Below are 13456 nucleotides of genomic sequence, written 5' to 3'. Positions count from 1 at the left end.
TATTTATTTCTTCTTTATTTCTTTCCCGGGGTAGCGAACGAAATAGCTGTGCGGGGACGTTTTATCGCTCTTACAATCAGCCATATACCGGCTATAATGAAGGGTATGCTCAGTAACTGTCCCATATTCAGCAACATGTTTTCTTCAAAAGCTTCCTGATTGTTTTTGACAAACTCTATAAGGAAACGGGGTAGGAATATACCTGTCAGAAATACCCCGAAAATAAGTCCCTGCCGTTCTTCCGCGTTTCGTTTCCAGTACATATACATAAGCAGGCCGAAAAGGGCTAGGTAACATAAGGCTTCGTATATTTGTGTAGGATGCGAGGGAGCCGTAAATACAGGTTCGGCTCCCTGCATCCATGCATGAAGGTTGTCTATAAAACGAAATCCCCAGGGCAGGTTGGTGACATGTCCGTAAATTTCATGGTTCATCAGGTTTCCGGTTCGGATAAGCGCCCCCACCAATGCTACGGGAATGACCAGCCGGTCAAAAGTCCACAGCATGTTGCGGCGGGTGACATGCCGGGAATAGATCCAGATAGCGATAATAATGCCTATTGCCCCTCCGTGGCTGGCGAGTCCGCCTTCCCATATCTTGAATATTTCGGTCGGATGTGCCATATAATAATCACGGGCGTAGAACAGGCAATGTCCCAGACGCGCGCCCACTATCGTGGCAACGACTACATATATGAACAGTTTATCGAGCCATCCGTCGGGTACCTTTTCGTGTTTGAACATTTTTTCGATGATCTTATAACCTGCGAGAAATCCTATTGCGAAAAATAATCCGTACCACCGTATTTCGAAGGGTCCCAGGTGAACGATGGAAGGGTTGACTGTCCATGTAATAAAATCGAGCATTATGAATTTTGTTAGTTTATCGTAATAACAAAGCCCTGCCGGAGGGTAATGACAGGGCAAAGTTATAAAAATATTTCAGAGAATACCGGTAAAGATATTCTTTTTACACAAGATGACGGATAAGAGTATCTCTGTCGCCGTATAACAGGTCGATCACCGGAATTTCTATCAGGGTGTAGCACCCCGGACGTTGCAACATAGAGGCGCGTGCCGCCGATACGAGTATTTGCGCGGTAAGAGCCGGGTTGTTGATACTCATGTGGAATTCGAAACGCTGGTTCTGGGTTTTGCCCGATACTCCTTTCCTGACCATATTTACGCCGTGTCCCATATCTTTGACATCGTCTACGCTGTCTACCTGTATGACATGGGTTTCGTCGTGGGCAAAGTAGGCATCCGATTGGATTGCTTTTGCCACTTCATCGAACGGATGTCCTTCCTCCAGTTCGACGTAAACCATGCGGCGGTGTATTCCCGTTCCCAGAGGAATTGTCATCGAGAGTGCTGCTTTTACGCCGGAAATAGCTTTAACTGCTACGGTATGGCCCATACTCATACCCGGACCGAAATTAGTGTAAGTGATTCCTTTCGGGGCACAGGCTTCCAGCAATGCGCGTATGACCGAATCGCTGCCCGGATCCCATCCGGCAGCCGTTACGGCGACCGAATTATATTTCTTGGCTATGGTATTAAGCCGCGAACGCAGTCCGGCTATTTCGGTATGTATATCGAAGCTGTCTACCGTATTGATTCCCCTGCTAAGAGCCTTCTCTGCAAATTCTTCCACTTTGCGGGTCGGAGTGCATAGAATAGCGACGGCTACATCTTCCAGTCCGTCCAGGGTTCCTGCAACGGGATAATCTTTCAGTTCGTCGGGGACATCGGTTACATTGCGTCTTATAACACCCGCGATCTCGAAATCGGGAGAGGCCTGTAGCGCTTCCAGGACATATTTGCCTATGTTTCCGTATCCGACAATGGCTGCTCTTATTTTTTTCATATCTTATATAGTTTTATATTTGACTTATCGTTATGCAAATATATACTTATTGTACGTTTATATGAATATTTTTCCACGCTTTTTTGTTTATAGTGTAACAAAAAATAGGAAAAACACGTTTTTATTTACAAATAGTTCGTACTCGTTTTTGCCTCTTGTAGCGTGCCGGCTTTGATGTGGCGGGACAGGGAAGCGGTATCGGCGGTTTTCCTGGCGGCGGGGCAATAAAAAAACACATATGGCCCATATGTGTTTTTTAAATGAGTTTATAGGATATTACTCCCGCACTTGTCACTTACCGTTGTATAGTAATAACACCGAACAACATTTTAAGAAAACTATTTTTTTTCTCTTCCTGAATTTTAATATTTAATATATACAAATATAGATATTATAATCGAGAATTATATACAATAAAGGACTTCGATAGGTTATAAGTTGTTAATACGAAGTTTTTAGTCGCCGGCCTGAAACTATAATTACAAATAATATATATCTATAATATGTTTATTATTAATGTATTATATTCTTTTGACCCTGTGTGGAACTGGTTGCTGAAGGCTTTCTTATTTAAATATAAAATATATATTATATAAATATTAATAATCACTGGAGTTACAAGTGATTTTTTCAAAATCATTCTGTCTTTTTTAGTTATGTATCTGATTTTTATTGCGGTGAATACTGAAAAAAGAATATGGCGGCGCCTGTGCCGTTTTTTTATCAGAGACTTTTTGTCTGTTCTCCGCTTTTGGCGAACCCTCGATTTTGTCTGTCTGTACTTGTTTTTAAGAAAGACGGGATGAAATTCAGGGTGAGATTTTTTATCCGGAGTTTTGGTTTTTACGCTAAAATTATCTCTATATTTGATGAAGTAATTTTAATGCGAGGGATATGCGTAAAAGCAGAAGGAATTATACCCTGTATGCGGTGATGATGGTTGTTTTTTGCAGCCTGATATATTTTGCCGTCTCGAGCGGGGAGCGGTTCAGCCATTTGCAGAAACAACCGCCGTCAGCCGATACTTCGCCTTTCGACATCTTCCTCAATATCATGGCCGGCAATATGAGTCATCCCCTGGCGATGCTCCTGTTTCAGATGATCATCATATTGGTCTTTGTCCGTATATTTTCCCGTATATTCAAGTATATAGGCCAGCCCGGCGTAATCGGCGAGATCGTCGCCGGCATCGTACTCGGGCCTTCGCTGCTCGGTTATTTATGGCCCGGTATTTCCGACGTATTGTTTCCCGCCCGCTCCTTGCCCAATCTGGAGCTGGTCAGCCAGATAGGTCTCGTCCTGTTCATGTTCGTTATCGGGATGGAACTGGATTTTGGCATTTTGAAAAATAAGATCAACGAGACGCTCGTGATCAGCCATGCGGGTATCGTCGTGCCGTTTTTTCTGGGAACAGTATCATCTTTCTGGGTATATGAAGAATATGCGGCGGGACAGACCGATTTCCTGCCTTTCGCCCTTTTTTTGGGTATCTCGATGAGCATCACGGCTTTTCCCGTATTGGCCCGTATCGTACAGGAACGCAACAAAACGCATACCCCCGTAGGAATACTTTCTCTCGCTTCGGCGGCGAACGACGACGTAACGGCCTGGTGCCTGCTGGCGGTCGTGATAGCTATTGCCAAAGCCGGTACGTTCGTGAGCGCGTTGTACACGATAGGCCTTACGGCCGCATACATTCTCTTCATGTTCCTGGTTGCCCGGCCTTTCCTGAAAAAGATAGGTGCGCTATATGCCAATAAAGAAGTGATAAACAAATCGTTTGTCGGTTTTATTTTTCTGGTGCTCATCATTTCATCGGTAACGACAGAGGTCATAGGAATACATGCCTTGTTCGGCGCATTCATGGCCGGAGTGGTTATGCCTGTTAATTTCGGTTTCCGTAAAGTAATGATGGAAAAAGTGGAAGATATCGCTACGGTGCTTTTTCTCCCGTTGTTCTTTGCATATACGGGACTCAATACACAGATAGGTCTGATAAATTCCCCCGCCCTTTGGGGAATATGCCTGATGTTCATTTTGGTTTCTATAACCGGAAAGCTGGGCGGCTGTGCCCTGGCGGCCCGTGCGGTAGGAGAATCCTGGAAAGACAGCCTTATCATAGGAACGCTCATGAATACCCGGGGACTCATGGAGCTCGTCGCCCTCAATATCGGGCGTGAAATGGGAGTCCTTCCCCCCGAGATTTTCGCGATACTCGTCCTTATGGCCTTGAGTACTTCGTTCATGACCACTCCTTTGCTCATTCTTATCGAGAAACTTTACCGGAATAAACCGGAACTTAACAAATACAAACGTTTGGTGCTTTGCTTCGGGCGCCCCGATAGCGGTCGTCTTTTGCTGAATGTAGCGCGCGTCCTTTTCGGAAAGCAACTGAAACAGATGAAGGTCGTAGCCGCCCACTATACCCTGGGAACCGATCTGGCTCCGGTCAAGGCCATGCAGTATGCCCGGGAGAGTTTCGAACCTATCGTGAAGGAAGCGAATAAGTTGCATCTGAAAATAGATAAGCGGTACAAGGTTACGGACAAATTGAACCAGGAGATCGTGAAACTGGGCAATGAAGCGGCAACCGATTTGTTATTATTAGGAGCCGGTCCCCGTTTTATGTCCGGGGAGAGCCATACGGAGAATAAGGCCGGATTTAATATTCCGCTGATTTCCAGTTTATTTAATTTGTTGAGGAACACTCCAATGCACCTTCCCGGCGTCCTGTTGCGCAGGAAGATAGAAAATATCATGTCTCGGGTGGAATGCCCCGTTGCCGTATTCGAAAACCGGGATTTCAGGCGAGCTTCCCGTTATTTTTTCATAATTAGTTGTGAAGCCGATCTTTTTATGCTCGGTTATCTGGGTACGATATTCAGTAACGGGGTATCGAAAGTAAAAATATATATCCATGCCGCCGCCGAATCGGAAAAAATACTGGAAGAAAAAATTGAAGCTGCCGCAGCGGAATATGCCGGCCAGGTGGAAACAGCTCATTTGATGACTCCCGATACCCGGTTTTATCCTCAGAAAGATATATTATTCATGAGTTACGATGCTTGTAAGGAACTTGCAGCGGATAGCCGTCTCTACGAGCTGCTACCTTCGTTCCTGGCTATTCGTCCCCAGGTAACCGGCAATGTTAAACAGGATTAGTCCCGTTATCGGTTAGTCGGGTCCGGTATGGAATTTGGAGGAATAGTTTATTTTAGGACAGAAGTTTACAATAATAATGATACGGAAAATGGTATGAGAAAGCATGTTAAAACAAATGTACTGCACCGAAAAGGACATAATATAAAGATGGTTGCTTATTTCTATTATCAAGAAAGGGGAAAATTAGTCTATTATAACCAAAGCAACAGAACTACCGATGGCTATGTGAGTGCTGGCACGACTTTAACAATACAAAATTACGAGGATGCGGATATCTTTATATCCTATGAAGAATTACATTTGGGTTGCGGACATTTTGACGTGAAATTTTACGATAAGGATGATAGTGAACAAGATCTTATACAATCGGATTGGATGTACTTTACATGTGATAGGTAACGGCCCAGGGCATTATCTTATGTAATTGTGTTGAAATAACTTTGCGATAAATAGAGGAGAACGAGAGCTTCATGCAGGTTGTGATTAGTCTGGCTTTTGGAATTTAACCCGCAGAATTACCAATTATTATTTTGAATATTTTTTTGTAATATAGTTTGTTTCTTTCTGAATAAATTTCTTTAAATATCGGTTCTTTGTTTTTTGTGGATATTATTGTGTGGTAGGGTAGTATAATCTATTGATGTTACATAGAATATTGAAATAGATAGGTCATTAAAATATATTCTTTTTATATGAAGTATGTATAGTCTTGGATGGAAAACAATGATTTTGGAATAATGACCAGGGTAATAGGTTGTAGTTATTTTTAGCCATGATAAAATAGTTGTTGCAAGTTTTTATTTTTGTTTGAATATTGTATAGATATCTCTATTATATTAAGATTTGAGTAGTAACTTATCTTGAATAAATGTTATTGGTTTACGGTTAATTTTAACAAAATATTATAAGTTACATAAAACCGTAAATTATTAGTGGTTTTAGTCCCATTAAAAAAATATTTTTATGTTTTATTGATGTTTATTTTTTTTATATAGATTATTTTGTAAATTTATAGCTAATAATAAAAGTTTTGAAATGTATAGTATGAATGATATATATATTTGCTTTTTTGTGTATTAATACTGAGGTTATTAATTTTTAATAAAATCTGAGATATGGGAAAAATAATAACGACTACAATTAAATATTTGAATGTTATTTTTTGTATTGTATTTATCGTATATTTTTTCTTTTATGATAAGTTCGATTCTGCTGTAATAGCTTTCTTCTCAAAAGAAAGAACCCTTGCCTTTGTTTTAGCTTTAATTCCTACTATTTTTGTTTATTTTGATAAAAAAACGCAGAATATAGAGGATTCTATAAATTTGCTTTTAAATAAGCAAGATACTTTTACACATAAAATTTTAACTAAATCTTTAGATGATGTTTCTTCAAAAAAGAAGAAATATAAAAAATTGAGAATATATGCACATTCATCAAAAAAAATTTTTGAGATATATGATGATAAAAAAATTGAAGTAGATACGTGTTACTTGCTTCTTCGCAAGTTTACAGAAGAAGAACTAGCTGATGAGCGTAATAAAGATGAAGAACGAAATATCGAAACGACAATAAAACAATGGATAGATTATAAAAAAAATGGGCATATAAAAAAGTTATATTTATATAGATATAATTTTAATTCTACTGAATACCAAGTGATCTTTGATGAAGAGATATTGATCTCTGGTATATATTTTCCTGATGAAACGATTACTTCCAGACAAGGAGTTATAGATCCTATTTATGTGGAATGTAATACTAAACAATGCAAAATACTTATAAAAGACTATATAAAGCGGTTTGATAAAATCTTAAATTATTATGCCAGTTCAAAAAAAGAATTGTGATGTTTTAAAAATAAAAAATAAAAAATTAATAGAAACTTATAATGAAATAGCTGATAAATATTATGAGTTGAGAGAAAATATGGTTTTATATGAAGAAATGGACTTTTTTAATAAATTAATCAACGGTCGTAATATTTTAGATGCAGGTTGTGGAAATGGAAGAGATGCTGTAATTTTTTCTGAAAAGGGATTTAATGTGATTGCCATAGATAATACGGAAAATCAATTAGAAATAGCTCGTAAAAGAACAAATTCTGGTAAAATAGAATTTCTTAAAATGGACATCCTTGATTTAAAATTATCAAAAGAATATTTTGATGGTATATGGTGTTGTGCTGTATTATCCCATTTTTATTATCAAGAATTTAGCAGTATTTTAAAATCATTTTATAATATACTAAAAGAAAATGGAATTCTATTTTTTACAGTAAAAAAAGGTATTGGTGAATGTTACATTAAAGAAAATGAGTTTGCAGGAATAGAAAGGTTTACTTCATTTTTTGAAGAACATATAATAAACGATTTATTAAGTGAAAATGGATTTAAAATAATAAAATCTTATGTTTATAACGAACAAAAAAAATTCACTAGTAAGAATAGAGATATTGATTTTATTGTTGTTTTTTGTATGAAGGATTTGTAATGGTTTGGCTGTTATTTATGTGTTTAGAGCTATTTATGAATAAAATCTATTAACGGCAAGATTGCCCTGTTTACAGTTGTATATAAACCGTTAATATAACTTTACATATGCTGTTGCTGTAGGAGTTAAAAGTTCTGTTATATGTAAGTTTAATAAGAGGGTTTAAATTCACGATATATATTCTTTTTAATGAAACAATGGCTGTTTACGTTGTAATTAGACTATTTTTTGTAACTTAGCTGACAGAACTAACAATTGGTTTATAGATAGCCAAATAAAAAATAAAGTTGTAATTAGTCTATTTTTTGTAACTTAGCTGACAGAACTAACAATATTTTTTATTCTACAATTTCCCATACCATAGTTGTAATTAGTCTATTTTTTGTAACTTAGCTGACAGAACTAACAATTTTCTTTTTTGTTTTCACTCATTTCCAACAGTTGTAATTAGTCTATTTTTTGTAACTTAGCTGACAGAACTAACAATATTCTTGCTCATTATTATCAGTCTCCGGAAGTTGTAATTAGTCTATTTTTTGTAACTTAGCTGACAGAACTAACAATTTCCGCCCTATTGGCTTCGTCTTCCGCCCAGTTGTAATTAGTCTATTTTTTGTAACTTAGCTGACAGAACTAACAATCGAGCGCAAGCAGTGGAATCAGTGGGGTTGGTTGTAATTAGTCTATTTTTTGTAACTTAGCTGACAGAACTAACAATTACGATGGGAATATTTTATTGAAATACAATAAGATATAGAGTGTTTTAGAAAATAAAAAAACAGTTGGCTTGGGGATAAATCCTGCTTTTTACTGCAGGATTTTTTATTTATGGGATGCCGGATTATATATTCGGGATGAAAGATTTGAATGTCTTTGCCGTTATATGTAAGGAATAGCGGAGGCCGCCGCAGACAGGTTTGCAGAAAGGTATGAGGTTTCGGTGCTGTAATTGCACCTTTTTGTGTGTCTGTTACGGAAGTAAAACAAATATTTAAGAAAATGTTATGAATGTTGGCAGTATAAGGTGAAAAACTTATATTTACAGCAGAGTGATTCTTTTTCCTGTGGAAAAAGGATTGTGATTGCGAACGATAAAATGTGTCTGTTCATGTGGTTTTACTAAAGCGATGGACACAGAGTAAGTGAGCAATCCTCCTTGTTGTAACTATGCGGCTTATGTCCCGATGCGGGCTATAACTTAGATCCGTATTTTATACCGTATTGGGGGATATGTCCGTTGACTTTACTGATTAAGGCATCCTACGGCTTCACTTGAGTAAATGTTCAGTGTGTATATATCCCTTGTGTCGTATCGGTACAGGTGCGTCCTGGCCGGGAGACCGCACACGGTGCCGGATTCTTCGTTCCGTTTTCGCATATTCCCGTCACGGTAAAACCGCCTGTCATATACCTTCCTGTTTTTACGTGCCCCGGCCCGGTAACGGGGCGAAGAATTCCAACGCATGTTTTTCATGATTGTTAAAAAATAGGGAAACGGCCCGTCCGGATGAAATAATTTGGACGGATTTATTTCCGGGAGTGGCCGTTTTTTCAGCAAGAGCATTATTTACCGCATAAAGCATTCGGAGCCTCCATTCCTAAGAACGATCCCTGTCGTTATGGCCTCTTTTCCGGTACGGAAGAGACGGTCGCAGTCCCCGGTCACCTACTCACTTTCCGTATTTTGTTTTCCGGGGATTGTTTTTTACGGAACACCGTTCACCTGATATTATACTCCGGGGGTAACGGGGGCGGCATATGCCGTTACCCTTTTTTACCGTCCTTGCAATTACAGGGGGGCGGTTTTTGTGGAAGTATGCAGAAAAAACTTTGTTTTTCGTGGGCCCCCGGTCTATTCCGCCCGCTTTGGGGGAGTATTGATGTTTTCAGTTCCGGGTTATCCGGTATTCCTCCGGAGTCGCCCCGGTTATTTTCCGGAACAGTCTGCTGAAATGCTGCACATCCGGGAATCCCAGTTTTTCGGCGATCAGGCTTACGTCGTTCTCTTTCGACAGTAACATTTTTCCGGCCGTCTCAACTTGTTTCAACTGAAAATATTCATGTATCTTCTTTCCGGTCTCGAATTTTAAAAGGTCGTTAAAGTATTGCGGAGAGAGGTGCAGGAGCCGGGAACAATATTCTGCCGAAGGAGAGAGCCGTCCGTCCGGTTTTCCCGTCCGGATATACTCGTCCAGCAGCCGGTCGGTTTGTTCCAGTATTTGTTTATTTCTTTCGTTGCGTGTGATGAATTGCCGTTCGTAAAAACGGGAGCAATAGTCCAGCAACAGTTCTATATGCCGTGAAATAAGTATTTTGCTGTGGCGGTCGATTGCGTGCCGGAGTTCCCCGGTTATATTGTCGATACATTCCAGGGCTTTGGCCTTTTCCCGTAAGGAGAGGTGCAGCGCTTCGTCCGGAAAATAGGAAAAGAACGTATAGTTGTTTATGTTCATTCCTAAAGTCGTGCCGAGTATCAGGTTGGGATGGAACGCCAGTAATCGTCCTGCGGGAGGAAACGGCTTATTTCCGTCAGCTAATATAGCCCGGCCCGGCGGCAGAAATATCATGGTTGCGCCGGAGTAATCATCGTATTTGCGTCCGTAGCTGGTGTCCTCGCATCCGCCCTCTGTGAGCAGGACCGTATAGAAACCGAATCTGAAAGAACATTCCGGACAGTCTGCTTTCGACAGGTCGATGGCAGTTGCCAGCGGATGCAGGGTTTTGTTTCCCAGACAACTGTCGCACTCGTGGACAGTTTCTATTTTTAATGTCTTTTTCTTTATCATGATGCATTGCGGGGAGCAGGGATAAGAGTTTTATCCGGTATGCTGCGGTTTTTCCGTATGGCCCGGAACGGGTACTTAAATCCGGTTATATTCCCGTTGTCTGTATTCGTTCGGGGTACAGCCGACACGTTTTTTGAATAACCGGCAAAGGTGCTGCGGATACTGGAACCCCAGCGAGTAAGCAATCCGGCTGACGGTCTCGTCCGTACCGGATATCTGTTCCTTGGCCAGTTCTATGACCTTTTCCTGGATATGCTCCTGAGGTGTTTTTCCCGTCTCTTTTTTTACCATGTCCCCGAAATAATTGGGAGAAAGACATATCTTGTCGGCAAAATATTTTACCGAGGGTAACCCCTCCTGTGCCGGCAGTTCGCTGTCGAAATAATCGTTCAGGAGCTCTTCGAATTTCGTCAGGGAATCCCGGTTTTCTCCTTCCCGTGTGATGAACTGGCGTTCATAAAAACGCATGCAATAGCTGAGCAGCAGGTCGATATTCATCGAGATCAGCGATTTGCTGTGCTTGTCTATGCCGTGCTCCAGCTCTATGCCTATGTTCTTAAAACAGTCTATGATAGTCGCCCTTTCCTGTTCCGAGATGTGCAACGCCTCGCTTACGGCATAGGAAAAAAAGGTGTAGTTCTTTATGCTTTTCCCGAGGGCGGTTCCCCGGATCAGGTCCGGATGGAACAACAGGCCCAGGACAGGCTGGGATATATCGTCGTTCAGGTTTCTGGTATATATACTCTGGCCCGGGGCGAAACATACGATCGTTCCGTCCTGGTAATCGTAGCTCTTACGTCCGTATTTGATGTCGCAGCTTTTGTACAGTTTCAAAAAAACGGCATACAGTCCGTAGTCCAGTTGGACATGGTTAAGGGTTTTCGTTGCTTTCCTGAGGTCTGCGACCGTCACCAAGGGGTGTAATGTCTCGAGTCCGTACAGGCTGTTGTACAGGTCTACGCTTTCCAGTTTTATGATTTTATCCATAGACGTGAATATTTGAACTGCGGCAAATATACGAATTAGTATCACATGTTTTTTACCCGGGAACCCAAATCTGTAATTAGGGTATGAGAATCTGTAATCTGTCTACAAAATTCTTTTACCCCTCTTTCGCAGGATAGGCTGCCTCCCTTACAGGACGGATATTGGGAGGAATAACAACTTCTGTAATTGAGGTTATAAAGTCCGTAATTTATCTACAAAGGAATTCCCCGGTTTTTCCGAATTTTGTCCGGTGAAGAAACGCATTGAATTATGGAACGGAAAAATAAATTAAAGCCGGGCGGCCTGCTCGTATTTATACTCACTGCCGGAGTGTTCGGTATTATCAATACCGAAATGGGAGTGATCGGGATTTTACCCTTGATAGCGGAAACCTTTCATGTTACGGTTCCCGAAGCAGGATGGACGGTTAGTATATTTGCGTTGGTCGTAGCCTTGTCTGCTCCTGTCATGCCGTTGCTTTTCTCGGGTGTGAACCGGAAAAAAGTCATGTTGCTGGCGGTGGGCCTGTTTACTTTGAGCAATGTCATATCGATGCTTACCGATAATTTTACGGTGCTGTTGATTGCCCGGGCGGTTCCTGCTTTCCTGCATCCCGTATATGTTTCGATGGCCTTTACGGTAGCGGCCGCGTCTGCCGGTAAAGGGAATGAGTCCAAAGCGGTGGCGAGAGTTTTCATCGGTGTATCGGCCGGAATGGTGCTCGGCGTACCTGTGACCAGTTATGTGGCAAGTGAGTTTTCATATACGATGGGAATGCTTTTCTTCACCGCCGTAAATGCGCTGGTCTTCGTGGCGACTATTTTTTTTGTTCCTTCTATGCCTGTCCGGGAGAAACTCTCTTACGGTACGCAGCTTGGCGTACTGAAAAAAAACGAGACCTGGTATTCGGTTCTGGCCGTTACACTCATAAACGGGGCGTTATTCGGTTTTTTCAGTTATATGTCCGATTTCCTGGGATCGGTGACCGGGGCATCATATAACGTGATTAGCATACTTTTGCTGGTGTACGGGCTGGCGAACATTATCGGAAATATGATCGCCGGAAAACGGCTCGCCCTGAATCCTGTGCGCAGTATGATGAGCCTTCCTTTCACCCTGCTGTTCTTTTATATATGCCTGTTCATTCTGGGCGCATGGCTTCCGGTCATGGCTGTTATCGTTCTTTTTCTGGGTATTTTGGCAGGATACGGACAGAATACCATGCAGTATATGATAACTCATGCCGCTCCCGAAGCTCCGGATTTTGCAAACGGGCTTTATTTGCTCTCCGCCAATCTGGGCACGACGGCGGGAGCGGTAGCTTGCGGTATTTTCATTACTTTTTTCGGTACACGGTATTCCGTTTTCGGTTCTTTGATGTTCCTGGCGGTAAGTATCGTATTCGTCGCTTTGAGAATTCGTGCGGCGCGGCCGGAAAAACAAATGGAGGCGGAAGCCGTGCCGCGATAAAAAAGGGAACGAGCCTTACCGGAGTAAAGAGCGACGTGCCCGGGGAGGTCGGGTGGGATACAGGGCGTATACCGGGATTGACAAAAAACGATTTTAATTTTTAAAATAAAAAGATTATGGCTAAAAATGTATTGATATTATCGTCCAGTCCCCGTAGAGGGGGGAACTCCGATACCCTTTGCGACGAATTTATGCGCGGGGCCGCGGAAGCCGGAAATAAAACGGAGAAAGTGTTTTTGCGTGACAAGAAGATCGGTTATTGTACCGGATGCAGTACATGCAGCCTGCGCAGGAAACCTTGTCCCCAGGAAGACGATGCCGCCGGAATCTTCGCTAAAATGCTGGCGGCTGATGTGATCGTGCTCGGGACCCCTGTCTATTTTTATGCGATGAGCGCGCAGTTGAAAACTTTTCTCGACCGCTGTTGCGGACCCTATGCGGAGATGAGCGGTAAAGAGTTTTATTTTATTGCCTCGGCGGCCGAGGGTGATGACGGTCGGGAAAACCTGATGCGCGTGTTTGATAATCTCATGGGATTTGTCGATTGCCTGGAGAATCCGGTGGTAAAGGGAAGAATTCTGGCTACAGGTGTATGGCATCCCGGAGAAATACAAGGTAATCCGGCCATGGCGGAAGCTTATGAGATGGGAAAAAGAATATAAAAAGATAAACAAATAAACAAATAAAGAAAA

General features: G+C 41.6%; 11 protein-coding genes and 1 CRISPR repeat array. Of the genes, 6 read left to right on the top strand and 5 right to left on the bottom strand.

What is annotated here, in order from left to right; translation table 11 throughout:
- Positions 1 to 14: 14 nt before the first annotated feature.
- Complete coding sequence (gene lgt / locus OCV73_RS01060; protein WP_147548439.1) at positions 15 to 866, bottom strand: prolipoprotein diacylglyceryl transferase; 852 nt, start codon at positions 864 to 866, stop codon at positions 15 to 17.
- Positions 867 to 969: 103 nt separating this feature from the next.
- Positions 970 to 1866 (bottom strand): diaminopimelate dehydrogenase, encoded by an 897-nt coding sequence (locus OCV73_RS01055; RefSeq protein ID WP_147548438.1) that lies wholly within the window; start codon positions 1864 to 1866, stop codon positions 970 to 972.
- An 894-nt stretch (positions 1867 to 2760) separates the two neighbouring features.
- On the opposite strand from OCV73_RS01055, the gene OCV73_RS01050 reads away from it, so the two are divergent.
- The 4 genes from OCV73_RS01050 (at position 2761) to OCV73_RS01035 (ending at position 7521) form a co-directional block, all read left to right on the top strand.
- Positions 2761 to 5028: a cation:proton antiporter gene (locus OCV73_RS01050; RefSeq protein ID WP_147548437.1), complete on the top strand. Its 2268-nt coding sequence runs from the start codon at positions 2761 to 2763 to the stop codon at positions 5026 to 5028.
- A 93-nt stretch (positions 5029 to 5121) separates the two neighbouring features.
- Entirely contained in the window at positions 5122 to 5427 is a 306-nt protein-coding gene (locus tag OCV73_RS01045) for a hypothetical protein (RefSeq protein ID WP_147548436.1), read from the top strand.
- Positions 5428 to 6143: 716 nt separating this feature from the next.
- The gene (locus OCV73_RS01040) at positions 6144 to 6878 is read left to right on the top strand and encodes a hypothetical protein (RefSeq protein ID WP_147548435.1); all 735 of its coding nucleotides are present in this window, start codon (positions 6144 to 6146) and stop codon (positions 6876 to 6878) included.
- A complete protein-coding gene (locus tag OCV73_RS01035; RefSeq protein ID WP_147548434.1) occupies positions 6853 to 7521 on the top strand; it encodes a class I SAM-dependent methyltransferase in 669 nt (222 codons plus the stop codon). The genes OCV73_RS01040 and OCV73_RS01035 overlap by 26 nt, the downstream gene beginning before the upstream one ends.
- A gap of 208 nt (positions 7522 to 7729) precedes the next feature.
- Positions 7730 to 8239: a CRISPR direct-repeat array (repeat unit 48 nt; unit sequence AGTTGTAATTAGTCTATTTTTTGTAACTTAGCTGACAGAACTAACAAT).
- Positions 8240 to 8764: 525 nt separating this feature from the next.
- On the opposite strand, the gene OCV73_RS01030 is transcribed toward OCV73_RS01035, so the two are convergent.
- From OCV73_RS01030 to OCV73_RS01020, 3 genes are all read right to left on the bottom strand, one after another.
- Positions 8765 to 8995, bottom strand: a complete 231-nt coding sequence (locus tag OCV73_RS01030) for a hypothetical protein (RefSeq protein ID WP_147548433.1) — start codon at positions 8993 to 8995, stop codon at positions 8765 to 8767.
- Between the two features lie 412 nt (positions 8996 to 9407).
- Positions 9408 to 10304: a helix-turn-helix domain-containing protein gene (locus OCV73_RS01025; protein WP_147548713.1), complete on the bottom strand. Its 897-nt coding sequence runs from the start codon at positions 10302 to 10304 to the stop codon at positions 9408 to 9410.
- Positions 10305 to 10382: 78 nt separating this feature from the next.
- A complete protein-coding gene (locus tag OCV73_RS01020) occupies positions 10383 to 11294 on the bottom strand; it encodes a helix-turn-helix domain-containing protein (RefSeq protein WP_147548432.1) in 912 nt (303 codons plus the stop codon).
- 270 nt (positions 11295 to 11564) lie between these two features.
- Here OCV73_RS01020 and OCV73_RS01015 point away from each other — a divergent pair, with 270 nt between their 5' ends.
- Both OCV73_RS01015 and OCV73_RS01010 read left to right on the top strand, forming a co-directional pair.
- Positions 11565 to 12764 carry an MFS transporter gene (locus OCV73_RS01015; protein WP_147548431.1) on the top strand — a complete coding sequence of 400 codons (1200 nt, stop codon included), beginning with the start codon at positions 11565 to 11567 and terminating at the stop codon, positions 12762 to 12764.
- A 116-nt stretch (positions 12765 to 12880) separates the two neighbouring features.
- Positions 12881 to 13426: a flavodoxin family protein gene (locus OCV73_RS01010; RefSeq protein ID WP_147548430.1), complete on the top strand. Its 546-nt coding sequence runs from the start codon at positions 12881 to 12883 to the stop codon at positions 13424 to 13426.
- The last annotated feature ends 30 nt before the right edge of the window (positions 13427 to 13456 follow it).

The sequence above is a fragment of the Barnesiella propionica genome (assembly GCF_025567045.1).
Lineage (GTDB): Bacteria > Bacteroidota > Bacteroidia > Bacteroidales > Barnesiellaceae > Barnesiella_B > Barnesiella_B propionica.
This window is presented reverse-complemented; position numbering and strand designations above follow the sequence as displayed.